The organism is Okibacterium endophyticum, assembly GCF_054780075.1.
Genome location: NZ_BAAGXA010000007.1, coordinates 204,222 through 229,470 on the forward strand (window position 1 = coordinate 204,222; position 25,249 = coordinate 229,470).

24 protein-coding genes are annotated in these 25,249 nt (G+C 63.8%); 11 read left to right on the plus strand and 13 right to left on the minus strand.

Features of this window, described 5'->3' with window-relative positions:
• Positions 1 to 41: 41 nt before the first annotated feature.
• On the minus strand, positions 42 to 629 hold the full coding sequence (locus tag ACYVF5_RS10795) for an HdeD family acid-resistance protein (RefSeq protein WP_460946179.1): 588 nt from the start codon (positions 627 to 629) through the stop codon (positions 42 to 44).
• Between the two features lie 274 nt (positions 630 to 903).
• On the opposite strand from ACYVF5_RS10795, the gene ACYVF5_RS10800 reads away from it, so the two are divergent.
• The 3 genes from ACYVF5_RS10800 to ACYVF5_RS10810 all read left to right on the plus strand — a co-directional run bounded on the left by ACYVF5_RS10800 (position 904) and on the right by ACYVF5_RS10810 (position 4,393).
• Positions 904 to 1,353, plus strand: coding sequence for a helix-turn-helix transcriptional regulator (locus tag ACYVF5_RS10800; protein WP_460946181.1), 450 nt, complete (start codon positions 904 to 906; stop codon positions 1,351 to 1,353).
• Positions 1,354 to 1,358: 5 nt separating this feature from the next.
• Positions 1,359 to 1,769: a VOC family protein gene (locus ACYVF5_RS10805; protein WP_460946183.1), complete on the plus strand. Its 411-nt coding sequence runs from the start codon at positions 1,359 to 1,361 to the stop codon at positions 1,767 to 1,769.
• A gap of 221 nt (positions 1,770 to 1,990) precedes the next feature.
• Positions 1,991 to 4,393 (plus strand): ATP-binding cassette domain-containing protein, encoded by a 2,403-nt coding sequence (locus ACYVF5_RS10810; RefSeq protein WP_460946185.1) that lies wholly within the window; start codon positions 1,991 to 1,993, stop codon positions 4,391 to 4,393.
• Positions 4,394 to 4,501: 108 nt separating this feature from the next.
• Here the strand turns inward: ACYVF5_RS10810 and ACYVF5_RS10815 are convergent, their stop codons facing one another.
• The 7 genes from ACYVF5_RS10815 to ACYVF5_RS10845 all read right to left on the minus strand — a co-directional run bounded on the left by ACYVF5_RS10815 (position 4,502) and on the right by ACYVF5_RS10845 (position 12,591).
• Positions 4,502 to 5,827 (minus strand): MFS transporter, encoded by a 1,326-nt coding sequence (locus tag ACYVF5_RS10815; RefSeq protein WP_460946187.1) that lies wholly within the window; start codon positions 5,825 to 5,827, stop codon positions 4,502 to 4,504.
• 49 nt (positions 5,828 to 5,876) lie between these two features.
• A complete protein-coding gene (locus tag ACYVF5_RS10820) occupies positions 5,877 to 7,196 on the minus strand; it encodes a glycine cleavage T C-terminal barrel domain-containing protein (protein ID WP_460946189.1) in 1,320 nt (439 codons plus the stop codon).
• 298 nt (positions 7,197 to 7,494) lie between these two features.
• A complete protein-coding gene (locus ACYVF5_RS10825) occupies positions 7,495 to 8,316 on the minus strand; it encodes a fumarylacetoacetate hydrolase family protein (RefSeq protein ID WP_460946191.1) in 822 nt (273 codons plus the stop codon).
• Positions 8,316 to 9,245 (minus strand): VOC family protein, encoded by a 930-nt coding sequence (locus tag ACYVF5_RS10830; protein WP_460946193.1) that lies wholly within the window; start codon positions 9,243 to 9,245, stop codon positions 8,316 to 8,318. The genes ACYVF5_RS10825 and ACYVF5_RS10830 overlap by 1 nt, the downstream gene beginning before the upstream one ends.
• A 383-nt stretch (positions 9,246 to 9,628) precedes the next feature.
• Positions 9,629 to 10,411, minus strand: a complete 783-nt coding sequence (locus ACYVF5_RS10835; protein WP_460946195.1) for an IclR family transcriptional regulator — start codon at positions 10,409 to 10,411, stop codon at positions 9,629 to 9,631.
• Positions 10,412 to 11,015: 604 nt separating this feature from the next.
• On the minus strand, positions 11,016 to 11,321 hold the full coding sequence (locus ACYVF5_RS10840; RefSeq protein ID WP_460946197.1) for a DUF2277 domain-containing protein: 306 nt from the start codon (positions 11,319 to 11,321) through the stop codon (positions 11,016 to 11,018).
• Positions 11,322 to 11,412: 91 nt separating this feature from the next.
• Entirely contained in the window at positions 11,413 to 12,591 is a 1,179-nt protein-coding gene (locus ACYVF5_RS10845) for a low temperature requirement protein A (RefSeq protein WP_460946199.1), read from the minus strand.
• Between the two features lie 283 nt (positions 12,592 to 12,874).
• On the opposite strand from ACYVF5_RS10845, the gene ACYVF5_RS10850 reads away from it, so the two are divergent.
• The 4 genes from ACYVF5_RS10850 to ACYVF5_RS10865 all read left to right on the plus strand — a co-directional run bounded on the left by ACYVF5_RS10850 (position 12,875) and on the right by ACYVF5_RS10865 (position 15,642).
• Positions 12,875 to 13,243, plus strand: coding sequence for an ArsR/SmtB family transcription factor (locus ACYVF5_RS10850; protein WP_460946202.1), 369 nt, complete (start codon positions 12,875 to 12,877; stop codon positions 13,241 to 13,243).
• A complete protein-coding gene (locus ACYVF5_RS10855; protein ID WP_460946204.1) occupies positions 13,221 to 13,835 on the plus strand; it encodes an SRPBCC family protein in 615 nt (204 codons plus the stop codon). Before ACYVF5_RS10850 ends, ACYVF5_RS10855 begins: the two co-directional genes overlap by 23 nt.
• A 134-nt stretch (positions 13,836 to 13,969) precedes the next feature.
• Positions 13,970 to 14,392 carry a YciI family protein gene (locus tag ACYVF5_RS10860; RefSeq protein ID WP_460946206.1) on the plus strand — a complete coding sequence of 141 codons (423 nt, stop codon included), beginning with the start codon at positions 13,970 to 13,972 and terminating at the stop codon, positions 14,390 to 14,392.
• A 23-nt stretch (positions 14,393 to 14,415) separates the two neighbouring features.
• Complete coding sequence (locus ACYVF5_RS10865; protein ID WP_460946208.1) at positions 14,416 to 15,642, plus strand: RNA polymerase sigma factor; 1,227 nt, start codon at positions 14,416 to 14,418, stop codon at positions 15,640 to 15,642.
• Between the two features lie 6 nt (positions 15,643 to 15,648).
• Here the strand turns inward: ACYVF5_RS10865 and ACYVF5_RS10870 are convergent, their stop codons facing one another.
• The 5 genes from ACYVF5_RS10870 to trpD all read right to left on the minus strand — a co-directional run bounded on the left by ACYVF5_RS10870 (position 15,649) and on the right by trpD (position 20,735).
• Positions 15,649 to 16,968 (minus strand): C40 family peptidase, encoded by a 1,320-nt coding sequence (locus ACYVF5_RS10870; RefSeq protein WP_460946210.1) that lies wholly within the window; start codon positions 16,966 to 16,968, stop codon positions 15,649 to 15,651.
• A 202-nt stretch (positions 16,969 to 17,170) separates the two neighbouring features.
• Positions 17,171 to 17,893: a dihydroxyacetone kinase phosphoryl donor subunit DhaM gene (gene dhaM / locus ACYVF5_RS10875; protein ID WP_460946212.1), complete on the minus strand. Its 723-nt coding sequence runs from the start codon at positions 17,891 to 17,893 to the stop codon at positions 17,171 to 17,173.
• Positions 17,890 to 18,528, minus strand: coding sequence for a dihydroxyacetone kinase subunit DhaL (dhaL, locus tag ACYVF5_RS10880; RefSeq protein ID WP_460946214.1), 639 nt, complete (start codon positions 18,526 to 18,528; stop codon positions 17,890 to 17,892). The genes dhaM and dhaL overlap by 4 nt, the downstream gene beginning before the upstream one ends.
• 39 nt (positions 18,529 to 18,567) lie before the next feature.
• Positions 18,568 to 19,569 carry a dihydroxyacetone kinase subunit DhaK gene (gene dhaK / locus ACYVF5_RS10885; RefSeq protein ID WP_460946216.1) on the minus strand — a complete coding sequence of 334 codons (1,002 nt, stop codon included), beginning with the start codon at positions 19,567 to 19,569 and terminating at the stop codon, positions 18,568 to 18,570.
• Positions 19,570 to 19,667: 98 nt separating this feature from the next.
• A complete protein-coding gene (trpD, locus tag ACYVF5_RS10890) occupies positions 19,668 to 20,735 on the minus strand; it encodes an anthranilate phosphoribosyltransferase (RefSeq protein WP_460946218.1) in 1,068 nt (355 codons plus the stop codon).
• 142 nt (positions 20,736 to 20,877) lie between these two features.
• Between trpD and ctaE the strand changes: the two genes are divergently transcribed.
• The 4 genes from ctaE to qcrB are packed head-to-tail and all read left to right on the plus strand — an operon-like array spanning position 20,878 to position 25,090.
• Positions 20,878 to 21,516, plus strand: coding sequence for an aa3-type cytochrome oxidase subunit III (gene ctaE / locus ACYVF5_RS10895; RefSeq protein ID WP_460946220.1), 639 nt, complete (start codon positions 20,878 to 20,880; stop codon positions 21,514 to 21,516).
• A gap of 26 nt (positions 21,517 to 21,542) precedes the next feature.
• Complete coding sequence (qcrC, locus tag ACYVF5_RS10900; protein ID WP_460946222.1) at positions 21,543 to 22,352, plus strand: cytochrome bc1 complex diheme cytochrome c subunit; 810 nt, start codon at positions 21,543 to 21,545, stop codon at positions 22,350 to 22,352.
• A gap of 42 nt (positions 22,353 to 22,394) precedes the next feature.
• On the plus strand, positions 22,395 to 23,471 hold the full coding sequence (gene qcrA / locus ACYVF5_RS10905) for a cytochrome bc1 complex Rieske iron-sulfur subunit (RefSeq protein WP_460946224.1): 1,077 nt from the start codon (positions 22,395 to 22,397) through the stop codon (positions 23,469 to 23,471).
• Entirely contained in the window at positions 23,468 to 25,090 is a 1,623-nt protein-coding gene (gene qcrB / locus ACYVF5_RS10910; protein WP_460946226.1) for a cytochrome bc1 complex cytochrome b subunit, read from the plus strand. Before qcrA ends, qcrB begins: the two co-directional genes overlap by 4 nt.
• The last annotated feature ends 159 nt before the right edge of the window (positions 25,091 to 25,249 follow it).

Here is a 25,249-nt window from a genome sequence, read left to right on the forward strand (position 1 = left end):
CTGAGCAGCGCACGGAGAAGCCGTGACCCCGATCTGTTACGTCATGAAGCAGCGTTCCGACGCGAACGGCCGAAAGTGAACGCCTGCACGATCTGAACAACCCCGGCCACGATCAGCATGATCGCGACGATGAGCAAGAGCACGGCGGCGGACTGGAAGGGGAGCAGGATCACCATGATGCCCGCGACGACGCTGAGCAGACCGTAGAGCACCCCGAGCCACTTCGAAGAATCGGGAACGGATGCCGCGAGGACGACAGCACCCTCGACGATCCACGAGATCCCGATCAGGATCGCGAGGACCTCGATTCCGAAGCCCGGGTTCAGCAGCACGACGATCGCGCTGACGATGAGCAGAACGCCCAGAATACCGGTGAGCCATCTGAAGCCGGCCGAGCCAGAGGTGGTCGTGACGGCCCTCACGATGTGCAGCACGCCTGCGACGAGAAAAAAGAGAGCGAACAGCCATGCGACAACGGTAAGTGCCGCTCCCGGCTGAGCGACGATGACGACTCCGACGATGATCGCGACGACGCCGGACACGGCGAAGGCGACCCTGATACCGGTCAGCTGAGCTCGGCTGAGACGAGAGCTGTCTACGCCGAAGATCTGCGGAAGTGACTGTGACATATGTGATCCTCACGCTCGGTGGTGACATCCGTGCGGGCGACGCCCGTGGCATCCTCGTGCTCGCGCACGCCCCACGTCTCTGATTCTGGCTCACGGACCTGCGGCGCGCCATCCTTTTTTATGGAACGCCTGAGTGCCCCGTTCCGTGCACGCCGGGACGCTCACCGTGCACAGAACAGGACCCGCGACACACGGGACGGCTGCAGAAGACACTCCGCCTGCCGGATGCCGGCGGTGCTGGACAACTCACGTGCGAGGTGAAACGATCAACCACGTGGCCAGCACATCTGCAGCATCGCAGCAGCTCCGCGACCTCGTGCTGTTGCGTCGTGTGCGCGATCGGATCGACCGGGAGTATGCACAACCGCTCGACGTCGAGGCGCTCGCTCGCGGAGTGAACATGTCTGCCGGGCACCTGAGCCGCCAGTTCCGTCAGGCGTACGGCGAGTCGCCGTACGCCTACCTGATGACACGGCGTATCGAGCGGGCGATGGCGCTGCTGCGTCGTGGCGAGCTCAGCGTCACAGAGGTGTGCTTCGCGGTCGGCTGTTCGTCGCTCGGCACGTTCAGCACGCGCTTCACCGAGTTGGTGGGGGTGCCGCCCAGCGTTTACCGCCGCGAAGCGGCAGGCGCGACGGTGGGAATGGCACCGTGTGTCGCGAAGCAGGTCACCAGACCGATCAGGAATCGAGAAGCGCGGGTGCCGCAGCCGCGGCTAACGTGAGTTCCATGAACATCACCATTCACCAGTCATTCCTTCCGCACACCGATCCTGACGCCTCGCTGGCCTTCTACCGCGACACGCTGGGTTTCGAGGTCCGCAACGACGTCGGCTACGAGGGTATGCGGTGGATCACCGTCGGCCCGGCAGACCAGCCGGACACCGCGCTGGTCCTCCAGCCACCCACCGCTGCACCGGGCATCACCGAAGACGAGACACGCACGTTGCTCGAGCTGATGGCCAAGGGCAGCTACTTCGGAGTCAACCTGGCCACCACCGATCTCGACGAGACCTTCGCGAAGCTCGAGGCCGGCGGAGCAGAGGTCGTCCAGGAGCCGACAGATCAGCCGTACGGCATCCGCGACTGCGCCTTCCGCGACCCCTCGGGCAACCTGCTGCGCATCCAGGAGCGCAGCTGAGCCGTCAGGTGATCGCCGTCGCCCCGCACACCTCAGCCCGCTGATCCCGATGCGCGGGCCTGCCCTGACGCACACCGCACCCCCGTCGCGAAACGCGGGCATCAGGTGCGCTGTGAGGCGCTGCCTCAGCAACACCTCGTGAGCGGAAGAGCTGGTTAGATGGATGCGGATGGCCGACGGAGACCCGAAACGGCTCTGCACATCAATCTGACGGAGGCACGATGACCACGAGCACAGATACCGATAGGCGTTCGACAGCACAGCAGTCGACAGCGCTGCATCCGGCAGACAGCCACGATCTGATCCGGGTGCAGGGCGCGAGAGAGAACAACCTCAAGAACGTCAGCATCGAGATTCCCAAACGACGCCTGACCGTGTTCACCGGCGTCTCGGGCTCGGGCAAGAGCTCACTCGTGTTCGGGACGATCGCTGCAGAGTCACAACGCATGATCAACGAGACCTACAGCGCGTTCGTCCAGGGTTTTATGCCAACTCTCGCACGGCCGGAGGTCGACCTGCTCGACGGGTTGACGACAGCGATCATCGTCGATCAGGAGCGGCTCGGCGCAAACCCCCGCTCCACACTCGGAACCGTCACAGACACCAACGCGCTGCTGCGCATCCTCTTCAGCCGCCTCGGACAGCCGCACATCGGCTCGCCCAACGCCTTCTCGTTCAACGTGCCGTCGGTGAAGGCCTCTGGGGGGATCACCATCGAACGCGGCAACACGAAGACCGTGAAGGCGACGTTCAATCAGCTCGGAGGAATGTGCCCGCGCTGCGAGGGGACGGGCCGGGTGACAGACATCGACCTCACCCAGCTCTACGACGACTCCAAGTCGCTCTCAGAGGGCGCCATCACCATCCCGGGCTATGTGGCCGACGGCTGGTACGTGAAGCTCTTCAGCGAGTCCGGTTTTCTCGACGCGAACAAGCCCATCCGCGACTACACCAAAAAAGAGCTTGAGAACTTTCTGTACAAGGAGCCGACGAAGGTTCCTGTCGGTGGCGCCAACATGACGTACGAAGGCCTCGTCCCCAAGATCCAGAAGTCGATGCTGTCGAAAGACAAGGAGTCGATGCAGCCGCACATCCGCGCCTTCGTGGAACGAGCGGTCACGTTCACGACCTGCCCGGAGTGCGACGGAACGAGGCTCGCCGAGACGGCGAGAGCGTCGAAGATCGATGGCATCAACATCGCCGACGCATGCGCTATGCAGATCAGCGATCTGGCGGCGTGGGTCAGGGGCCTCACCGAGCCGTCGGTGACGCCCCTCCTCAACGCCCTGGGCGACACACTCGACTCCTTCGTCGAGATCGGACTCGGCTATCTCTCGCTCGACCGCCCGTCTGGCACGCTGTCCGGGGGAGAGGCGCAGCGGACGAAGCTGATCCGCCACCTCGGGTCCGCGCTCACCGACGTGACCTATGTCTTCGACGAGCCCACCATCGGCCTGCATCCCCACGACATCCAGAAGATGAACGACCTGCTGCTCCAGCTGCGCGACAAGGGCAACACCGTTCTCGTCGTCGAGCACAAGCCCGAGACGATAGCCATCGCCGACCACGTCGTCGACCTCGGCCCGGGGGCGGGTACGGCGGGCGGGACCATCTGCTTCGAGGGCACACTCGACGGTCTTCGAGCAAGCGGCACCCTCACCGGGCACCACCTCGACGATCGCGCCTCGCTCAAGCCGAGCGTGCGCACATCGACCGACAAGCTCGAGATCCGTGAAGCGTCGATGCACAACCTCCAGAACGTCGACGTCGACGTCCCGCTCGGAGTGCTCACAGTGGTCACGGGCGTTGCGGGCTCGGGCAAGAGCTCGCTGATCCACGGGAGCCTCGCCCGGCGTGACGGTGTTGTGGTCGTGGATCAGACCGCCATCAGAGGTTCGCGCCGGTCCAACCCCGCCACCTATACCGGTCTTCTCGAGCCGATCCGCAAGGCGTTCGCGAAGGCCAACGGGGTGAAGCCGGCGCTGTTCAGCGCCAATTCAGAGGGCGCGTGCCCGGTCTGCAAGGGCGCCGGTGTGATCTACACCGAGCTGGGCTTTATGGAGACCGTCTCCACCACCTGTGAGGAGTGTGAGGGGGAGCGGTTCCAGGCGGCAGTGCTCGAGTACAGGCTCGGCGGCCGCAACATCAGCGAGGTCCTCGGGATGTCTGTCGCCGAGGCCGAAGAGTACTTCAAAGAAGGCGAAGCGCGCACTCCGGCTGCCCACGCCATCCTCGACAGACTTGCAGATGTCGGCCTCGGTTATCTCAAGCTCGGTCAGCCGCTCACAACCCTGTCCGGCGGTGAACGGCAGCGGCTGAAGCTGGCGACCCGAATGGCTGAGAAGGGCGGCGTCTACATTCTCGATGAGCCGACAACGGGCCTGCACCTCGCCGACGTCGAACAGCTGCTCGGCCTGCTCGACCGGCTCGTCGACTCGGGCAAGTCCGTCATCGTCATCGAGCATCACCAGGCGGTCATGGCCCACGCGGACTGGATCATCGATCTCGGACCGGGTGCCGGTCACGACGGCGGCCGGATCGTCTTCGAGGGAACACCGGCCGACCTCGTCGCCGACCGCTCCACGCTCACCGGCGAACACCTCGCTGCCTACGTCGGCGCCTGATCAGAGAGGGATCGCCGATGGTTGAGGTATCGGGATCTCGGGACACGCGCCCCTCGTGACCGCTGGTTCCTCTCCGCTTGAGACGGCTGCTGTGAGGGTCGCGGGCGGTCACAGCGCTTCCCCATCAGCGGAAGGAAAGGCTGTGGCGTCTTTTCTGAGCCAATAGCCGCCGATCGTGCCGATAATACTGACCAGGACGGCATAGACAACCACTGCCCAGAAGCTACCAGTTGCCGCGAGAAGAGCAGCGCTGACGAGCGGGGCGATGCCACCACCGAGGATGTTGCCGATCTGATAGCTCACTGACGCGCCGGTGTACCGCACAGGGACGGGGAACAGGCCGGGGATCGCCGCTGCCGCGGGCACCTGAGTCGCGCTGATCACGACGCCCATCACCATCATTGTGACCAGGAGAGCGGCGAAATCGCCCGTGAGAAGTAGTGGAAAGAACGGCACCACCGCCAACGTGCGAATCCACCCGCCCCAGACGAAGAGCCAGCGAAGGCCCCCGCGTTTGTCACCGATTCTGGCCCAGATCGGAGCAGTTGCCGCCCACACGAGAGCACCCACGACAATGCTTGTCAGCAGCTCGACCGAGGTGAAGCCTGCACTGCTACCGAAAGAGAGCGAGAAGGCGAGGTAGATGTAAGCCACCGCCGAGTTGCCGACGACAAGGCCGAGTCCAAGCAAGAGCGCAGCCTTATGCGATCGGAGGAGCACGCCGAGAGGAGCACGCTCTTTGGTGGCTGGCCGCACGGCTGACTTGGTAACGGCAAAGTCTACGGTCTCGTCAGTGTGGAATCGTAGCCAGAGCCCGAACAAGAGAACGACGACACTCGCCAGGAAAGGCACACGCCACGCCCAGTCCGCGAAAGCCTCGACGGGAACGAAGAGGGCAACGGCAAGGAACACGCCGTTACTGAGAGCGACTCCCAGCGGAACCCCCATCTGCATGATGCCGCTATAGTGACCGCGGCGCTCGGGAGGTGCATGCTCGACGGAGAACAGCGCAGCTCCGCCCCACTCGCCACCCATCCCGATTCCCTGCACGAACCTCAGAGCCACGAGAAGGATCGGGGCCGCGATCCCGATACTGTCGAACGTGGGCAGCAGCCCGATGGCGAACGTTCCGCCTCCTGTGATGACCAGGGTGAGGATCAGTGTGTTCTTCCGCCCCCATGTGTCTCCGAGATGCCCGAACAGTATTGCGCCGAGTGGGCGTGCGAAGAATCCCACCGCGAACGTTGCAAACGAAGCGATCACCCCGGCCGCAGGGCTCAGGGACGGGAAAAACTGGCTGTTGAGCACCAGAGCGGCCGCGGATCCGTATATCCCGAAGTCGTACCACTCGAGCATTGTCCCGATCGCCGCACTCCGTGCGGCTTTGCGTGCTTTCCGCTCGTCCCACTGAACCTGATTTACAGTCGATGTCACGATTGTTTCTCCACTCCGTTGAGGAAAAGCGCCACCATGGGGGTGACGGTCAATAAAGGTTCGGAAGCGAGGACAGATCTATGCGCCGGGTGTCCTTCTTGTACGGAACCGGCGCAACCGTCGCGCCGATCATCCTCTTGCGCTTATCTGGCTGTCCCCAAACGATCTCCACTCGAGTGCCAGGCGTTGCGAACTCGGGGGATACGTAGGCGAGCGCCAACATCTTGCGGAAGTAGAAGCTGTACCCAGGAGTTGTTGAGACGCCAACTCCCACACCGTTGACGTTTACAGCATCCGTGTGAGTGTTCTGGTTGTACTGGTGGGGCACGTCTATGAACTCGAAGGGCTCCCCGCTTTCGAAATATGACGCGTAGATTTCGATCACGTCCTCCTTGTCGAACTCGAGAGTGACGACCTGACGCAGGGGAGAGGCCAGCTCCGCCTCCAACGCTTCTCTACCTAAAAACTCATGGTCGAGCTTTACGTTTTTCACCCATCCCATTTCGATCGGTGAGCGGTAATAGTCGCTGACGTCCCTAGCTTCGAAACTGCCCGTAATCTTGAACTGTTTCACCCAGTTTTCCGCGACTGGAATCCCATTCATGTATTCCAGGAATGGCTCCATTTCCTTCTCGAACACCGCCGGGAGATAGTGGAATGAGGTTGTCGGCACACCGGCCTCGAGATGGTTGATATGGAATGTCCGATTTCCAACCTGGCGCAAGCCGAACTTCTCGCCTGCCGCCAGTAGCGCGCCCACAACCTCGTCGCGGAACGCCGACTCGAATTCGAGTTCGAAGCCGGTCTCGCCTGACATAGTGAGCCCATAGACTCCGCGAACTTCGCGGCCGGCGATCTTCATTGCGCGGGCTCGCATGAACTTGGAGTCGCGGAGGTTCTCGTTTGAAACCTCTTCCAGTAGATGAATGGCGTTCGGTCCAGCCACCTGATAGAAGCAAGTTTCACCGTGCTCATCTATCTTGATCCTGACATCACCGTGCTTGCCCGTAGAAATCTGATAGCCGATCCAAAAGCAGGGCAGGCCGCTCAGAAAAAATCTATCCTCGGCGAGCCGGATGGCCACGCCCTGGCAGATCACTTTGCCCTCTGCGTTGCAATTGATGATGTGTTTCGCTTGATTGATCGCGAAGTTCTTCAGGCTATTGACCGAATACCGCTCAAGAAGAGCGAGTGCATCGGCTCCCTCCAGAACAGCTTTGATGACGAAGGACCAGTTGCCGAGCGAAACCGTTTGTTTCCACGACATCTGCTCGTCGCGCCAATTCGTGAACTCCGGCGGCGAAAAGAATGTTGGTGCGTTGGCGCAACCAGGAGCGTTACGGAGCGCTTCGATAATGTGACCGGACATGGTTTCCTTCCCTAGATGTCGTTTGATCTGAGCCCCGCTCCGGCTTCCGAATGCCTATGCACTCTGTCGCTTCAAGAAGCGCGGCGTCAGGCGCCGGATGTGCATCGAGAAACGCGTCGCTATAGAGCATCAAGACGTTGAGCGATCGGTCGACGGTCGCGCTCCTTGTCCTGCCAGGCAGGGATAGTTTACCACGTAGTAGGACATCGGTCGAGATTGTCAGGCTCTCAGTGCGTCGCCGAGCCGTGATTTCGGCGGCCCCCGAAGGCCGCTCGAGCTTCTCAGACATTCCGTCTCCCTATTCCGCCGTCACGACACTGTCGATCCGACCGATGTGATCGATCTCGACGCTCACTTCGTCACCGGGCGCGAGGAACAGCTGGGGGTCCTGGCGGAATCCCACGCCGCCCGGAGTCCCCGAAAGAATGAGATCCCCGGGCAGCAGTTCTGTGAACTCCGATATCGTGGATATGAGCGTGCCCACATCGAAAATGAGGTGTGACAAGTCCGACTCCTGCACCGTGACACCGTTGAGAACGGTCCGGATGCCGCAGGAAGCCAGGTCCACCTCGTTTGCGGGCACCATGTGCGGCCCGACGGGCGTCGCTCTGTCCCACGCCTTGCCCTGCAGCCACTGGTGAGTCTTGTACTGGTAGTCGCGCATCGTCACGTCGTTCGCGACGGTGTAGCCGAGGACATGGTCGAGGGCGTGCTCGCGAGCTATCCGTCGGCCGCGCCTGCCGATGATGACCACGAGCTCACCCTCATAGTCGACTTGAGCGGATTCGGGCGGAACCGGAATGGGCCGATCCGCGGCAATGAGGCTCGAGGCATACTTCGGGAACAGGACGGGGTACGTGGGGAGGTCCCGCTTCGTCTCGGCCACGTGCTCCTTGTAATTGAGTCCCACACAGAAGATCTTCGAGGGCGCCCAGGAGGGGGGGAGCAGCTCGACATCTGCGGCTGCTACACGCCCTGAATGATCCAGTTCAGCAGCGGCAAGGGCGTCGGCACCCGTGTTCGCGTCTACGCGGCGTATTCCACGCAGCGGGATGTAGTCCGCACCATCGACGAGTCCGACGTGCTCGTGCTCGCCGTGACGGTAGGCAACCCACGCCATCAGACGGCGCTCTCGCTCAGGTGGCGCCAGCTCGGTGTCTGTCCGCCCCACAAATTGATCGTCTGCGGCGCAGGGGTCCAACGCCTCGGGACGTACTCCACCCGGTCGTCATGGAACTTCTCCATCTCGGCTGACAGTTCGATGTGGTTGCCGGCTGGATCTTCGAAGAAGACAAAGAGGTTGTTGCCGGGCCCATGGCGACCCGGCCCCCACGCCACCGGAACATCGAGATCGGTGAGCCGGTCGCACCACGCCTTGAAGTCCTCCCACTCGGCAAGGTCGTACGAGTAGTGGTCGATGTCGGCGCTGGCTGCGGACACCACGGCCAGGGTGTGGTGATCCCGGTCGCTGCGCAGCCAGGCGAAGTTCCCGTCCTTGAGCTGATCGGAGATGCGAAAGCCGATGACATCTGTGAAGAAGGCGACCACAGACGCCACATCCCCGGTACCGATTGTCGTGTGCTGGAATTTGATGGGGCGCCGACCGGTATCCGCCGCATTTTCGCCGTGACGGCGCACCGCCGCATGGAAATGCACGTCCGTCCCGTCCGGATCCTGCACCACGATCCCCGCCTCACCTGCCACTGCGGCATCCACGTCCGACGGATCGATGTCGCGGAACGGCACGCGGGCCGCGGTGAGGCGCTCACCGATCCCGTCGAGCCCACCCTCGTCGCGTACTTCGAATCCATAGTGGAGCAGGCTCTTCTCACCTGGATGGAGGTCGACGACGTGATGTCCTTCGCCCCAGCCGAGCCGGACCCCGCCGCCCTCCAACACGTCGTGTCGTTTCATCCCGAGCACACGCGTGTAGAAGGTCTCCGCTGCGTCGACGTCCGGAACGGCGAAACCGATGTGAGACACGGCTGTCCGTCGCAGGCTTCCCGCGTGCTGCCCCTCGGGCAAGATGACGCGCTGAGGACGATCCATAGTTTTTCCTTTCAATGCGAGGGCGCTGCAGCAGCAGCGACGCAACCGATGATTCGTTCGACAGGGGACGCTGCTGCTTCGGACAACCACGAAGGCCCTGGACGACGGGGCGCACATCGTCCGCGATCCTCGCGCTGGTACACGCGCTGAGATTCGTCATCGATGCCGATCGCCCTGGCGCCGTCCGCGGTCGTCGCGTTTCGCTCCGACACCGCGGGTCGGACTCCGCACCAGGCCAAGAGGATCGCCGCAGCCACTCCGCCCGGACAGACTCCCGCGACGAGCGCTTTCGCTGTTCGCTGGTCGTTCATTCGCCCCCTCAAAGTGCGTCCTGTTTCTCAGGTCATACTACCTGAGAAATAGAACAGCGCAAGAGGAGGGCGTCAGGCCTGAAGCACCGCGAGTTCCTTCGTGAGCGAATCGGCCGCAGTCACAACAGCTTCGACGATGTTGCGAACCTGGTCCGCGGGCACGAGAGGTCGAATAAGCACGACACTCAACCCGGCTACCACCTCGCCGTCTGGCCCGAAGATCGGAGCAGCCACGCCCGTCGCGCTACTGTCGACCTCACCCTCGGACACCGCATAGCCGGCGGCTCGTATGCTGGCGAGGCGCTGAACTATCTCATCGGGATCCGTAAGCGTGCGGTCTGTATATCGAGGCAGCGGAACCGAGCGAAGGAGTGAACGCACGCGCTGCTCTGAGAACCAGGCAAGGAGCACATGCGCAGACGCGCCCGCATGCACGGGAAGCACTGATCCGCGCTCGTACGACAGACGGACGTACTGACCACCGGCCTCTTCGCGTTCCACACAGACAACCGACTCGCCGCTGAGTCGGGTGAGCAGAACGGTCTGGCGCAAGTGCTCAGCGAGATCTCGCATGACGGGCACGCTCAGTTCCGAGAGCCCTCGCCCATCCCGGGCGATTTTCGCAAGCTCGAGGATCCGCGTTCCAAGGCGGAATCCGCCCCGCCCCGTCTCAACGAGAAAGCGCGCCTGCACGAAGGTCTCGAGATAGCGATAGGCAGTCGAGCGTGCGACGCCGAGGGCGGCCGCCACCTCTACGGCGGTTATCTCGGCACTGTCCTCGTCGAACATCTGAAGGATAGAGAGCGTGCGATCGGCAGTACTGTTGCGCTCGCGGTAACCACTGGTAGTTGACATGACTTCATGGTACGCGTCTCCTGATTGTCAGGACGGACCCGAGAGTTTCCCGTTCTGATCGAGGCGTTGTCTCGCAATCATGAGGCGACGGAGTGGATCAAGGCTGTGAAGAAGCCGGCATCCCGACATCATCGCTGCCGGCGCCCCGCAGACCCAAGGTGCCCGCTCAGTACAGCAATGGAGCTGCGCGTAATCGCCGATAATGCACATTATGTCAAGTGGTTCTTTTACCGAGCTACTCCTCCGGCCAACTGACGGGTCCGGACGGCGACGGCGATTCCATGAGCGCAACCGGCATCGGCCGCGCTCCCTGGAGGACTCGCCCGAGCACAGATCGCTCGACTCCCTCATCCCCGCTTGGGAGGCCGGGCTCTCGAAGATCATCACGATTCCCTGCCGCGGTGAGTACACCCGAGTCGTCGGGGACTCAGCCCTCCTGACGGAAGTCACCCGCAACGACCCCGACCGCTATGCCGTGGCGCTCGGAACGTTCCGATGAGATCACATCCCAGACGAGACGACCCGTAGCGCAACCCCTCTCCGTGCTGGGCCTCTCCGCGCTGGACGATACACGCTGGCGACAGATCGCGAGGGCTCCCCCGCTTTAGCGGGCCGGGGCCGCCTCCGTTCGGATGCGGACCTCGCGCTCCATCCGTTTCTCGTGGCGTGCGCGGCCTTTGATCGCCTCCGCCTCCCGGCTCTTCGGCGGGGCATTGGTGACCAGGGCGTCAAGCAGGCGGCGAGTTGCGCAGGCGATCTCGTCGATCGCCAGCTCGAACGCCTCGGTGTTCGCGCGCGAAGGATGGGTAGACCCGCTCACCTTCCTGACGAACTGCAGCGCGGCCTCGCGCACCTCGTCATCGGTGGTCGGCGGCTCGAAATTGTGGAGGACGCGGATGTTGCGGCACATGCGGCCAACGATAGCCCTCGCTTGTGACCGAGGACAAGGGCGACCTCCGCCGGCCGTGGCGGTCATCGCGAACTGTGCGACAGATTCGGCCTCAGCCGGACCCGGCCTCCCAACCTGCGGACTCTCTGGGTGACAGTTCGGTCGCTGCCACGCTGACCACCACACCAAGGGCAGTCAGTGCTATCGACCAGGGAACGCTCGCGAAAGAGCTGACCGCCACGATGGCCACGCCGACGAGAAGCACAGCATTCGCAAGACCGCTCAGCGCTCCTCGGAGTGTGAGCACCCACATGCCGAGGATGAAAAGCGCGACAGGCACCGTGAGAGTGGCGGCGGCTCCGGTATGTAGTTCTGAATGGCCGGTGGCAACGTCGATGGTGACTTCCACACCCGCAGAGAAAGCACCGGCAGCAGCGAATATCACGTAGTGGAAATATCCGAACGTCAGGGTCGAGCGGAGAGTCCGGATGTGGTGGTGCTGTTCCCGCGCGAAATAGACCCACCACATTCCCGCGGCGATGACGAGTCCAGCAGCAGAGATCAGGAGCAGATCGGGAATGTGCTCCCCCTCGTTGATCGCCTCGACAACCGCATTCGCAGACGCGAGGATGGATTCGCCGAGAAGGATGATGGTGAACAGACCGTATCGTTCCGCGATGTGATGCGCGTTCCATGGTGTGGTCCGGTGGGCCTCCGCCCAGACGGGCACGGCGATCTCGGCGAGGGCCAGAAAAACGAATCCGACGAGTCCCGCTTCTTCAGGCAGAGTGAGGCGAACGAGCCAACCGACCTGCACAACCGTGATGCCCGCAGCATAGCGGAGCGCCGTCGTCCTCAGATCCGGGTGACTGATCGCCGCGCGCAGCCATTGGCTGACCATGGCCAGACGCATGATGACGTAACCCATGGTGGCAAGCGTGAAATCATGCTCGACCATCGCCGCAGAGGTGCCGGCCGCGAGCACGAGCACACCGGCCATCTGTGCGATCGTGGTGACCCGGTACAGCCAGTCGTCGGTATCAAAAGACGTGGCGAACCACGTGAAATTCATCCACGCCCACCAGATCGCGAAGAACACAAGAAGGTAGGCGAGCACCCCCTCGCCGAGGTGGTCCTCGGTCTCCATGTGGTGCAGTTGCTGCGACGAGAACGCCACGGCGACGACAAAAACGAGGTCGAAGAACAGCTCAAGCGGACTGGCGGTTCGATGCGCCTCGTCTGGTCGTCGGGGCACCATGCGACGAAGTGCCCGAGTCGTGGAATAGGTCATACCGGTCCCCTTGTCCCCTTTGTCCTGAGCATGTGCGGAACACACGTGTGCGGAACACACGTGTGCGGAACACAGGCTAGCAACCGGGTGCCGAACGACGGGTCCGGTCGATGGCGGGCCGGCGGCCGAGGAGGCCTCAGCAGGCCGCCACAGCCACCGTCCCCTCGCTGCGGGACCATCGGAGGTCGCTGCAGGGCGGTCGGGGGCGCCGATGGCGGCCTGACCGCCGACGGATGATATATCAGTTGTAGCTTATATAAGGTTAAGGCTATATACTGGCGCCGTGCACGCCTTTGACGTCTTGGGAGACCCGGTCCGCCGGCGAATCCTCGAACTGCTCCTCGACGACGAACAGTCGTCGGGAGAGATCGTCGCGATCATCCGCGCCGAGTTCCGCATCAGCCAGCCCGCGGTCTCACAACACCTGCGTGTGCTCAGGGAGAACGGCTTCGCCCGTGTGCGTTCGGAGGGCGCCAGGCGTTTGTACGCCGTTGAGCCCGCTCCCCTTCAAGAGGTCGATCGATGGTTACAGCCCTTCCGCGAGTTCTGGAACCAGCGACTCGACGCACTCGGTACCGAGCTCACCAGGGGTCGTCGCGAGAAGCGAGCCCGCACACAACAGAGGAGAGATGACGATGTTCGACCTGCTTGAAGAACTGGCGGCGATCCACAGACGAGTCGCGCGAAACGAGAGCGCTGAGACGGTGTCTGTGTCACTCAGCCGCACGTATAACGCTGAAAGCGACGAGGTGTGGGACGCCCTGACCAGTCCGGAACGCCTCCCCCGCTGGTTCTATCCGATCAGTGGCGATCTGAGGGTCGGCGGAACATTTCAGCTCGAGGGAAACGCCGGCGGCGAGATCCGCAGCTGCGAGAGACCAACACTCCTGCAGGTGACGTTCGGCGGCCCGGACAGCTTTCTTGACCTCACCCTGACGGAGACCGAGGACGGGACGACACTCGATCTCACGCACACCGTGCCCCTGGCGATGGCCGGCAGCGGTGCCGGCGCGCTCTTCGTCGGGCCCGGCTGGGATGGCGCCATGCTCGGACTCGGAATCCACCTGCGCGGCCAGACGGTGGGTGATCCGCTCGAAGCAGCCAATTCACCCGAGGTGGTCGAGTTCAACCGCGGGTCGATCGAGAGATGGACAGACGCAGTGCAGACCTCGGGCACTGCAACCGCAGAAGAGATCGCCGGTGGGCGCGAGGCGGCCATCGCCCAGTACACGATCGTGCCCTGACCTGGTCGGAACGCGCAGAGGGCGCCAGCCCCGAGGCCTCAAACATTTTTCCGCGCGATGTCGATCTGTTGTGTTCCCGTTCGACGTCATAATGAAGGCACGCATCAGGCGACCTCAGACAGAAGGAGAACACCATGAAGTACATGCTGATCATGCGAAGCACCGACGCTGCCGTCGAAGCCTGGAAAGAGACGGACTTCGAAGAGACGATCAACGCGATGGGCGCATACAACGAGGCGCTGATCAAGGCGGGTGTGCTCCTCGCGGGCGAGGGACTCAGCGATGCCAAGGAAGGCTTCGTTGTGGACTTCGACTCAGAGAAGCCGATCGTCACAGACGGCCCGTATGGAGAGACCCATGAGCTGTTCAACGGCTTCTGGATCATCCAGACCGCGAGCAGAGAAGAAGCCGCCGAATGGGCGAGCCGCTGCCCGCTTGGCCCCGGCAGCAAGCTCGAAGTGCGACGCGTCACAGACGAGAGCGACTTCGCGGACTTCGCCGACAACGAGTACGTGCAGAAAGAGGCCGGCTGGCGCGAGCAGCTCGGAACGAACTGACCGCACGATCCACCGGAACGACGATGTCAGACATCACGCGCACCGTCGACGCCGTCTGGCGCATCGAGAGTGCCCACATCATCGCGACGCTCGCGCGGATGACGGGCGACCTCGGCCTGGCAGAAGACCTCGCACAAGAGGCGATCGTCGACGCGCTCACTCAATGGCCCGAGTCAGGCGTCCCGCGCAACGCGGGCGCCTGGCTCACCACCGTGGCCAAGCGCAAGGCCATCGACGGCTGGCGGCGCCGAGAACGACTCGACGAGCGCTACCGGGCCATCGCCCACGACCTCGAGTCGGCAGAAGACGCCGAATGGCAGCCGATTGACGACGATGTTCTGAGGCTTGTCTTCACGGCATGCCACCCCGTGCTCTCTCGGGAGGCGCAGGTCGCCCTGACCCTGCGAACCGTCGGCGGTCTCGGGAGTGACGAGATCGCCCGGATGCTGCTGGTTCCGGTCGCGACCGTTCAGCAGCGTATCGTGCGTGCGAAGAAGACGCTCGCCGCGGCGCACGTGCCGTTCGAGGCACCGGATCCCTCCGAATGGAGCACCCGCCTCGCTGCCGTTCTCGGCGTGATCTACCTGATCTTCACCGAGGGCTATGCCGCGACCTCCGGCGACAGATGGATGCGAACGGACCTGGCGCACGAGGCGCTGCGGCTCGGGCGCATTCTCTGTGGCCTTCTTCCACGCGAACCTGACGTCCACGGACTCCTGGCACTGATGGAGTTCCAGGCGTCACGATTCGCCGCCCGCGTCACGTCCGACGGATCTCCCATTCTCTTGGCGGACCAGGACCGCTCACGATGGGACCGGTCTCAGATCAGACGCGGCAGCGCCTCGCTCGCTCGAGCGGATGCCGTCGGCCGCGGTCGCGGGAGCTACGCACTGCAGGCGGCGATCGCGGAGTGCCACGCGGTGGCCCCGAGCATCGGAGACACCGACTGGGAGCGCATAGTCCTGCTCTATGAAGCGCTCGGCCGGCTCTCCCCCAGCCCGGTGGTCGAGTTGAACAAGGCAGTGGCCGTGTCGATGGCGACCGGACCCGCGAGTGCGCTCCGCATCGTGGACAGCCTCGCATCGGAGGGCGCGCTCCGCGGATCCCATCTTCTTCCGAGTGTGCGCGGCGAATTGCTCGCGCAGCTCGGTCGCAACGAGGAGGCGCGTTCTGAGCTGCTGACGGCCGCGGCTCTCTCAGCGAACGAACGCGAGAGCGCTGTCCTTCGCGCCAAGGCTGCCGCTCTCTGACGTGTGCTAGCCGACCGGGCGGCCGACGTAGGGGACGAGATTTCGGGTGCGGACGGGTGTGACGTGGACGGGGATCCCAAAGTTCTGGGCCTCGATCATCATGCCGTTCCCGACGTACATTGTTGTGTGGTACATCACCTGGCTGTTGACGACTGAGCCCTGCGAGTAATACAGGAGGTCGCCTGGCACGAGTCCGCCGGAGACCGGCGCGAGGCGACCGGTGGCCTGCATCTGTCGATACTGGGCGCCGACGGTGTGATAGCCGATGTCGACACCGGCCTGGCGGTACGCGATCATCGTGAGCCCGGAGCAGTCCCAGCCGTACGGGCCTTCCCCCGCCCACACATAGGGCTCTCCGAGTTGTGCATAGGCGAAGTCGATGGCGATCTGCGCGGCAGAGGCCGGAGCGGTCGAAGGGGCGGAGGGTGTGGGCGTCGACCCGCCACCACCGGTTGCGGGAGGAGCGGCGGGCTGCTCCGGAGCGGTGGGCTGCTCCGGAGCACCGGGTTGCGGAGCACTCGGCTGCGCGGGCTGACGTGCAGCTGCCGCCTCGGCCGCTGCGGCCGCCTCGGCCTCCGCCTGTGCGGCGCGAGCCGCTGCGCCGGCCTGGTAGGCCGCCTCGACGGTGAGGCTCTCGTCTTGCAAGTACGCGAGCTGGGAGGCCAGCTGTGCTTGGGTCTCTTCGTTCTCCGCGACCGCGGCGGCCGCGGACTCCGCGGCGGTCTGAGCGGCCTCGAGCTTTGCTGCGGCATCCGCACGCGCCTCTTCGAGCGCATCGGCGGCGACGTCCGCCTGGGCCGTCAGCGAGTCAACCTCGTTGGCGTCTCGTTGCGCGCTCTGGAGGGTCTCGGCCGAGCGGCTCGAGAGTCGTGTCAGGGCGCCGAGTCGATAGAGCGTGTCGTCGGCGTCTGCCGATCCGACGAACATGGTCGCCGAGACGTCGACGCTCCCGGTCCGCTGGAGCCTGGCGATAAGCGATCCCACCTGCTTGAGGGATGCCGCTGCGTTCGCCTTCGCGTCGTCGAGCTGGGTCTGGAGGTCCGACAGCGTCGCCTCTGCCTGCGTCTGTGCCTGGAGCGCAACCTGGTACGCTTCTGCCGCTTGCTGCACAACGATCTGAGCGTCGTCCGACGCTGTGCGCAGGTCGTCGGCCAGGTCGCTGATCCGATCGATCTCCGCCTGTTTCGACGCCTCGTCCTGACGGGCGTTCTGCACGTCGTCCCAGCTCGGGTAGTCAGGAGCGGCGAACGCCGGAGAGGCGATACCGATCGAACCGATGACGAGTCCCGTCGCGAGAAGGGCGACGAAAGCACGGCGTCGTCTCATTCTGACCGCCTCTCCGACGCGGACGCGAATGCGCGACACGCCGATCTCTTTCCGCGAAAACCTCAGACGCATGAGATATGCACATGCGCAACAAAGGTCACAGTAGCAGAAGGAGCCCCAGGAGTAACAGCGGTCACAGCAACAACAGGTTCCGAGCGTGAGCTCAGGTCACGGCGGGCCACACCGCTCTCAGCAGCGAGACTCAGGGTGAGCGTTCAGACCCCTCGTCGAACCCGGAGGAGATCAGCGCCTCGAGCGCCGTGACCGCTTCCTGCGCCTGAGCACCTTCAGCCCGGAGTGTCACGGTCGTCCCCTTCACGAGCCCGAGCGACATGATGCCGAGCAGGCTCTTGGCATCCGTTCCGTTCACCGTCACGCGCGCGTCGAACGTCGTCGCCGTCTTCACGAAATCCGCGGCGGGCCGCGCGTGCAGTCCGTCTCTGTTGACGAGTGTGACGTCGCGCACAACAGGAGCGGATCCGCTCTCATCCGATACACCCTCATCGGCGACGGGTTCGCCCTGCCTGCTGCTGTTGTCCCGCCAGACCGAGGCGCTCTCGCGGGCGGCGACGGCAACGGCGTCGCGACTGCTGCCTGTCTGGGCCGAGACAGCGGCGGCCACTCCCCCCTCGACGATGGGCGCATCGACGAGCAGTATGCGCGACCTGGCGTCGTCGTCGAGAAAGTCGAGGGCGGTTTCCGTCGTCAGTACCGCAGATCCGAGATCGCACAGCACCACAACACCGTCGCCGCTCTCTGCGAGGCGGAGCGCCGTGTTCACACGATCGAAGCTCGTGCCGATTCCGTTGTCATCTGTGCCGCCGGCTGCGATGAGCGCAACATCCGGCGCCATCTGGGCGGCCAGTTCCACGAGACCCTCCGCGAGCTGACGGCTGTGAGAGACGAACACGATCCCGACCGTCATGGTGCGGTCGCCGCCTCTGCCGCGGCGCGCAGGATGAGCGCGGTGGATTCAGCCCCCGGATCGCGGTGCCCGACGGCGCGCTCCCCGAGATAACTGGCCCGGCCCTTTCGTGCGACCAGCGGCTCCGTGGCCTCTGCGCCGGTCGCCGCCGCATCCGCCGCCGCTTCGAGCACCTTCTCTGGGCCGGAGCCTGCCTCGCTCGCCGATCGGGCCGCGTCGACGGCCGGCGTCCACGCATCGATCATGGTCTTGTCTCCCGGCTCTGCCTTGCCTCTCAGCACGATGCCGTCTCGTGCGGCCGTGAGAAGCCGCGCGAGGGCTGGACCGTCGAGCTCGTCGAGTCCGGCGATCGCTGCCGACGCCTTGAGGTAGGCGGTTCCGAAGAGCGGACCCGCCGCCCCGCCGACCGTCGATATCAGTGTGGTGGCGACGACTTTGAGAACGTCAGCGGGTGTTGCGGCGGCATCGAGACCGTCGAGCTTGGCGACGACGGCTGTGAACCCGCGGTCCATGTTCTCTCCGTGATCACCGTCTCCGATCTCGCGGTCGAGTGTGATGAGCTCAACACGATGCTCGGCGATCACCTCCGCACTCCGCTTCACCCAGTCGACGGCCCACTTTCCGTCAAGCGACATCACGTCTCCCTTTCTCTCCGCCGAACCGGCCGGTCTTCTTCATCGTCCCCAGCGCAATGCGGCCGTCTGCACGGGAGCATCCCACAGCGATGTCATCTCGTCGTCGAGCCTCAGCACAGAGATCGACATCCCCTGCATCTCGAGTGACGTGATGTAGCTGCCGACGAGGGAGCGTGACACCGTGATCCCGCGCTCGCGCAGAACCGCAGCCGCGTGCCGGAAGGCGATGTAGAGCTCGATCTGAGGTGTGCCGCCCATGCCGTTGACGAAAAGAAGCACGTTGTCGCCGTCTGCGAAGGGCAGGTCATTGAGGATCACGTCGAGCAGCCTCTCGACGATGGCATCCACCGGCTCGAGCTCGATCCGCTCACGCCCGGGCTCGCCGTGGATGCCGATACCGATCTCGATCTCGTCTTCTGCGAGCGTGAAACTCGGCTCACCGGCGTGCGGAACGACGCACGGCGTCAGGGCGACCCCCATCGTGCGCACCTTGCTGTTCACCGTCTCGGCGATCGCGGCGACCTCGTCCAGCGAGTCTCCCCGCTCGGCCGCGGCGCCTGCGATCTTCTCGACGAGCACTGTGCCCCCCACACCTCGTCGTCCGGCTGTGTACAGCGAGTCCTGAACGGCGACGTCGTCGTTCACAACGACCGAACGCACATCCACACCATCTGCGGCCGCGAGATCGGCAGCGGTCTCGAAGTTCAGCACGTCACCCGTGTAGTTCTTCACGATGTGCAGAACCCCCGCACCGCCGTCGACGGCCTTCGTCGCCGCGAGGATGGGGTCCGGAGTCGGAGAGGTGAACACGGCGCCGGGGACTGCGGCGTCGAGCATGCCGAAGCCGACGAAGCCTCCGTGCAACGGCTCATGTCCGCTGCCCCCGCCGCTCACCAGACCCACTTTGCCGCTCACGGGCGCATCGGCGCGGCACAGGTAGAGCGGGTCGGCCGATGCACTAACGAGATCGCCGTGCGCCGCAGCGAACCCTTCAACAGCCTCGATCACAACGTTCTTCGGATCATTGATGAGTTTCTTCATTGAACTGTCCTCACGCGAGTAGGTGGACACGGGGTCTTTTCACAACCTACGCCAGCGTGGGGCGTCTCAGTAAGTGCCGGCTCGAAGCTCGGCGCTCGTCAGTGCCCAGAGCCGTGCGCCGCGCTCGCTCGTACCCAATCCGCGAGTTTGCGCTCGGCCGCGCCCGAATCGATCGCGTCGCGTGCAACCTCGAGCTGGGCCTGGAATCGGGCGACCATGGTCTCATCCTTCTGCCCCGGTTCTTCTTCGAGTCGGTAGGCCACGAGACCGGCCGCCGCATTGAGCAGCACGATGTCGCGAACTGCTCCGGTCTCCCCCGCCAGCACCCGTCGCACGACCTCGGCGTTGTGCTCCGGCCGCCCGCCGAGAAGGTCGTCGATCGAGGCCAGCGGGATGCCCAGATCACGCGGATCCAGATCATGCTCGGTGACGAGACCACGACTGACCTCCCAGATGTGGGAATGACCGGTTGTAGTGAGCTCGTCCAGCCCGTCGTCGCCTCTGAAGACCAGCGCGGTTGCGCCCCTCGTCTGGAACACGCCGACGATCAGCGGCACCCGGTCGAGGTGAGCGACCCCGACGGCCGATGCCTCGGGCCTGGCCGGGTTGCACAGCGGGCCCAGAAAATTGAAAACGGTCGGAATGCCGAGCTCGCTCCGAACGTGCGACGCGTGCCTGAACCCGGGGTGGAATCCGTTCGCAAAGGCGAAGGTGATGCCGGTCTCCTCGAGTGTCGCCGCGACGGCCTCCGGCGTGAGCGACAGGTCGATGCCGAGTGCGGCGAGCACGTCGCTCGATCCGGATGCAGAACTTGCCGCCCTGTTTCCGTGTTTGATCACGGGAATCCCCGCGGCGGCGCAGACGATCGACGCCATGCTCGAGATGTTCACCGTGCCGAATCGGTCTCCCCCGGTCCCCACGATGTCGAGAGCCATCGACGGCACGTTCAACGGCAGCGCGTGCGCGAGCACGGCATCCCTGAACCCGACGATCTCGTCGACGGTCTCGCCCTTTGCCCTCAGGGCCACAAGAAACGCACCGATCTGAGCGGGCGTGGCATCACCCGTCATCACCTGCTCCATCGACCAGGTCGCGTCTGCGACACTGAGGTCGTTTCCGCTGAGCAGCGCGCTGAGAATGTCTGGCCAATTCTGTGACGGGAGCATGGTGCACATCATATCGAGCACCGCTCGGCCGGCTATTCACGGCTGATTCACGGCTCGGCGTAAGGCGGTCATAAGCATCGCCTCACCCGAATCGGGACGGCGATTGCAAAAATCGCTCGCCGATATCGGCCATAATGGAACGGTGACGAGCACCTCATTGAACTACGCAGCCGGAAAACCGAAGATCAACCGGCCCAATCCCGTTGCGGTCGGCACCATCGTGTGGCTGGGCAGCGAAGTGATGTTCTTCGCGGGCCTGTTCGCGATCTACTTCACCCTTCGGTCGACGTCACCCGATCTGTTCGCCGCCGAGTTCGAGAAGCTCAACATTCCGTTCGCGGCAATCAACACGATCATTCTGGTGTCGTCGTCGTTCACCTGCCAGTGGGGGGTGTTCGCCGCCGAGCGCATGCAGCCGCGGTCGACGGGGTGGAAGCCATCCCAGTGGGGAATGATCGAGTGGTTCTACCTGACGTTCGCCCTCGGTGCGGTCTTTGTGGGCGGTCAGGTGTGGGAATACGCAACGCTCGTCAGCGAGGGCGTGGCATTCGACACGAACTCCTACGCATCGGCGTTCTTCCTCACAACAGGTTTCCACGGCCTCCACGTCACGGGTGGTCTCGTCGCCTTCCTGCTCGTCATCGGCAGGGCCTATGCACAGAAGAACTTCTCGCACCGCACCGCTACGAGCGCGATAGTCGTCTCGTATTACTGGCACTTCGTTGACGTGGTCTGGGTAGGCCTGTTCTTCGTGATCTACATCCTGCCCCTCCTGTCTTAGACGCAAGCCACCAGCAGAGAGCGCACATGAGAAACGCACCTTCGTCCTCGCCCAGAAGCCGCAAGCAGGGGCGCCGTCACCCCCTGGCAACGGTTGCCCTGATCGCCTTGGGGCTGCTGTTCACCGGTGGCGCCTACGCGGCGTTCAGCAACAGCACGGCAAACGCAGAGACCGCCCACGCCTCGGCGCAGAGCATCGAAGACGGTGAAAAGCTCTTCCAGGCGAACTGCGCGACATGCCACGGTCTGTCGCTCGACGGAACCGAGAACGGCCCGAGCCTCATCGGCGTCGGCGCTGCAGCTGTGGACTTCCAGGTCGGCACGGGGCGTATGCCGCTGCAAGCCCAGGGTCCGCAGGCACCGCAGAAGCCGGTCCAGTTCACCGATGACCAGATCGAAGCCCTTGCCGACTATGTCGCGTCGGTCTCTCCCGGCCCCGAGATCCCCGCTGACGAGTACCTCCAGGCAGACGGCGATGCCGCGAACGGTGCGGAGCTCTTTCGCATCAACTGCGCCATGTGCCACAACGTCGCCGGCGCCGGCGGCGCCCTGACCGAGGGCAAGTACGCCCCGCCGCTGACAGGCGTGGAGCCGGCACACATCTACGAGGCTATGCTCACGGGGCCCCAGAACATGCCCGTCTTCAACGACATGAACCTGACGCCTGAAGAAAAAGCCGACATCATCACAGCGCTCAAATTCATGGAAGACAATGCAGCGCCGGGTGGCTTCGAACTCGGCTCGCTCGGGCCGGTCGCAGAAGGACTCTTCGCCTGGATTTTCGGCCTCGGCGTGATCGTCGCGATCACCGTATGGATCACGGCCCGCTCGAACTGACCGGCCGACGAAACATGAGTAAGAACACACTGAAGGAGCACAATGGCACAGGACGGTAACAGCGGCGCAGATCTCGCCGCTGCCGGCGACCACGGCCACAGCAGCGCGGAATCAGCGGGCACGGCCGTCGTCGTGAGCGATGCCATTGAGAACCCCGGGCATCCGGCACACCGTTCGCGCGTGACGGATCTCGACCCGAAGAAAGACAAGAAGGCAGAGCGCACGGTCTATACGCTCTTCTATCTGTCGATCGCGGGCAGTATCTTTGCCATCGCCGCATACATGGCCTTTCCGATCGAGCCTGAAAACCTGCTGTCGGTCAGGCTCAACAACATGTTCGTCGGCCTCGGGATGGCCCTCGCGCTTCTCGGAATCGGCATAGGTGCCGTGCACTGGGGCAAAGCGCTGATGGCCGATCACGAAAGCGTCGACGAGCGCCACCCGGTTCGCGGCACGGACACGACGCGCGCCAGAGCCGTCGAGATCTTCGACGAAGCGAACCAGGAATCGGGTTTCGGCCGTCGCTCACTCATCAGGAACAGCCTCATCGGCGCACTTCTCGTTTTCCCTCTCCCCGCTGTTGTGCTCTTCCGCGGTCTCGCGCCCGAAGGCGAGGACCCGGTGGAGCTGCTGTCGCACACCATGTGGAAAGAGGGCTCACGCCTCGCGCGCGACCCCTCCGGTGTGCCCATCAAGGCATCAGAGGTCACCATCGGCTCCGTCTTCCACGTCATTCCGGAAGAGCTCGCGAGCATGGGACACGACGAAGGCATGCTCGAAGAGAAAGCGAAGGCCGTTGTGCTGCTCATGCGCCTGCAGCCGGAAGACCTGGTCGAGCAGGAAGACCGCAAGGACTGGTCATACGACGGCATCGTCGCGTATTCGAAGGTCTGCACCCACGTCGGCTGCCCTGTGGCGCTCTATGAACAGCAGACGCACCATCTGCTCTGCCCCTGCCATCAGTCGCAGTTCGACGTGACAAACCACTGTGCCGTGATCTTCGGACCAGCCGCCCGCCCACTTCCGCAGCTTCCGATCGCCGTCGACGACGAGGGGTACCTCATCGCCCAGAGCGACTTCAGAGAGCCTGTCGGCCCGAGTTTCTGGGAGCGTCATTGAGTACGACAACCGCCCCGTCAGCCCCTTCTTCCCTTGAAAAGAAGCGCGGTGGGTTCACAGCGGCCGCCTCGAACTACATCGACGAACGCACAAGCATCTCTGGTGCGGTCAAAGAGTTCGGGCGCAAGGTCTTTCCCGACCACTGGTCGTTCCTGCTCGGCGAGGTGGCGCTCTACAGCTTCGTCGTCATCCTGCTCTCTGGCACCTTCCTGACCTTCTTCTTTCAGGCATCGATGGCAGAGGTGCACTACGACGGCTCCTACGTGCCGTTGAAGGGCATCGAGATGTCTGCGGCGATGGCGTCCACACTCGACATCTCCTTCGACGTCAGGGGTGGTCTCCTGATGCGGCAGATACACCACTGGGCGGCGCTGCTCTTCGTCGCATCCATCGGCCTGCACATGCTGCGCATCTTCTTCACGGGAGCGTTCCGCAAGCCGCGTGAGCTGAACTGGGTGATCGGGTTCATCCTCTTCATCCTGGCCATGGCAGAGGGCTTCACCGGCTACTCGCTTCCAGACGACCTGCTCTCTGGCAACGGCCTGCGCATCATCGACGGCATGGTCAAGGGCATCCCCCTCATCGGAACCTGGATCTCGTTCCTGCTCTTCGGCGGCGAGTTCCCCGGCACCGATATCGTCGGACGGCTCTACTCGCTTCACATCCTTCTGCTACCGGCACTGCTGGTCGCGCTGATCGCGCTGCACCTTCTGTTCGTCGTTGTGCACAAGCACACCCAGTTCCCCGGCGCGGGTCGCACCCAGCAGAATGTCGTTGGGTACCCGGTCCTTCCGGTCTATGCGGCAAAGGCGGGCGGGTTCTTCTTCATCGTCTTCGGTGTGATCGTCGTCATCGCTTCGTTCTTCACGATCAACCCGATCTGGAACTACGGGCCGTACGACCCCTCTCCGGTCTCAGCGGGAACACAGCCCGACTGGTACATCGGCTTCGCAGACGGTGCGCTTCGCCTCGTGCCCCCCCACTGGGAGTTCGTCTGGCTCGAGCACACGTGGTCGTTCAACATCATCGCTCCCCTCGTGATCCTGGGCGGATTCATCGTGCTCGTGATGTTCTACCCCTTCATCGAGGCGTGGGTGACAGGTGACAAACGTGAACACCACATCCTCGACCGTCCGCGCAACGCACCGACACGCACGGCGATCGGTGCTGCAGGTGTCACCTTCTATGCCGTGCTCTGGGCCGCCGCGAGTTCCGATATCATCGCCACCCACTTCATGCTCAGCATGGAGGGCGTCATCCACACACTGCAGGCGTTGCTGATCCTCGGACCGATCATCGCCTACTTCGTGGCCAAACGCGTATGCCTGGCGCTGCAGAAGAAGGACCGCGAGATCGTGCTTCACGGCTACGAGTCCGGACGGATCGTGCGACTGCCCGGTGGAGAGTACATCGAGGTGCACCAGCCGATCGACGAGTACGAGCGCTGGAAGCTGGTCGACTACACCACCTATCAGCCGCTGATGCTGCGCCCGAACGCACGCGGAAAGATCACAGCGGGCCAGCGGATGCGTGCAGGGCTGTCTCGCTGGTTCTTCGAAGACCGCATCGCTCCCCCGACCAGGGGCGAGATCGAGCAATCGCACGGAGATCACCACTAGAAGCACGACGCAGAACGGGCAGTCCTTCTCCCCCGGGAGATCGTCTGCCCGTTCTGCATTGTGCCGACGGACGAGTGTGGGACCCGACGATGCGACCTCAACCCGGTCTGTGATCGGTCGTACAGCGATCAAGCCTCAGAGGCGATGCGTTGTGGATCC

Excerpts from the sequence above, each read along its gene's own strand:
- ACYVF5_RS10820 (WP_460946189.1), bottom strand. The coding sequence starts at position 7,196 with ATGTCCGGTCACATTATCGAAGCGCTCCGTAACGCTCCTGGTTGCGCC.
- ACYVF5_RS10810 (WP_460946185.1), top strand. The coding sequence starts at position 1,991 with ATGACCACGAGCACAGATACCGATAGGCGTTCGACAGCACAGCAGTCG.
- ACYVF5_RS10860 (WP_460946206.1), top strand. The coding sequence starts at position 13,970 with ATGAAGTACATGCTGATCATGCGAAGCACCGACGCTGCCGTCGAAGCC.
- ACYVF5_RS10855 (WP_460946204.1), top strand. The coding sequence starts at position 13,221 with ATGACGATGTTCGACCTGCTTGAAGAACTGGCGGCGATCCACAGACGA.
- qcrC (WP_460946222.1), top strand. The coding sequence starts at position 21,543 with ATGAGAAACGCACCTTCGTCCTCGCCCAGAAGCCGCAAGCAGGGGCGC.
- ACYVF5_RS10795 (WP_460946179.1), bottom strand. The coding sequence starts at position 629 with ATGTCACAGTCACTTCCGCAGATCTTCGGCGTAGACAGCTCTCGTCTC.
- ACYVF5_RS10830 (WP_460946193.1), bottom strand. The coding sequence starts at position 9,245 with ATGGATCGTCCTCAGCGCGTCATCTTGCCCGAGGGGCAGCACGCGGGA.
- ACYVF5_RS10845 (WP_460946199.1), bottom strand. The coding sequence starts at position 12,591 with ATGACCTATTCCACGACTCGGGCACTTCGTCGCATGGTGCCCCGACGA.
- dhaL (WP_460946214.1), bottom strand. The coding sequence starts at position 18,528 with ATGTCGCTTGACGGAAAGTGGGCCGTCGACTGGGTGAAGCGGAGTGCG.
- ACYVF5_RS10865 (WP_460946208.1), top strand. The coding sequence starts at position 14,416 with ATGTCAGACATCACGCGCACCGTCGACGCCGTCTGGCGCATCGAGAGT.
- dhaM (WP_460946212.1), bottom strand. The coding sequence starts at position 17,893 with ATGACGGTCGGGATCGTGTTCGTCTCTCACAGCCGTCAGCTCGCGGAG.
- ACYVF5_RS10835 (WP_460946195.1), bottom strand. The coding sequence starts at position 10,411 with ATGTCAACTACCAGTGGTTACCGCGAGCGCAACAGTACTGCCGATCGC.
- dhaK (WP_460946216.1), bottom strand. The coding sequence starts at position 19,569 with ATGAAGAAACTCATCAATGATCCGAAGAACGTTGTGATCGAGGCTGTT.
- qcrA (WP_460946224.1), top strand. The coding sequence starts at position 22,395 with ATGGCACAGGACGGTAACAGCGGCGCAGATCTCGCCGCTGCCGGCGAC.
- ACYVF5_RS10840 (WP_460946197.1), bottom strand. The coding sequence starts at position 11,321 with ATGTGCCGCAACATCCGCGTCCTCCACAATTTCGAGCCGCCGACCACC.
- ACYVF5_RS10805 (WP_460946183.1), top strand. The coding sequence starts at position 1,359 with ATGAACATCACCATTCACCAGTCATTCCTTCCGCACACCGATCCTGAC.
- trpD (WP_460946218.1), bottom strand. The coding sequence starts at position 20,735 with ATGCTCCCGTCACAGAATTGGCCAGACATTCTCAGCGCGCTGCTCAGC.
- ACYVF5_RS10825 (WP_460946191.1), bottom strand. The coding sequence starts at position 8,316 with ATGGCGTGGGTTGCCTACCGTCACGGCGAGCACGAGCACGTCGGACTC.
- ACYVF5_RS10870 (WP_460946210.1), bottom strand. The coding sequence starts at position 16,968 with ATGAGACGACGCCGTGCTTTCGTCGCCCTTCTCGCGACGGGACTCGTC.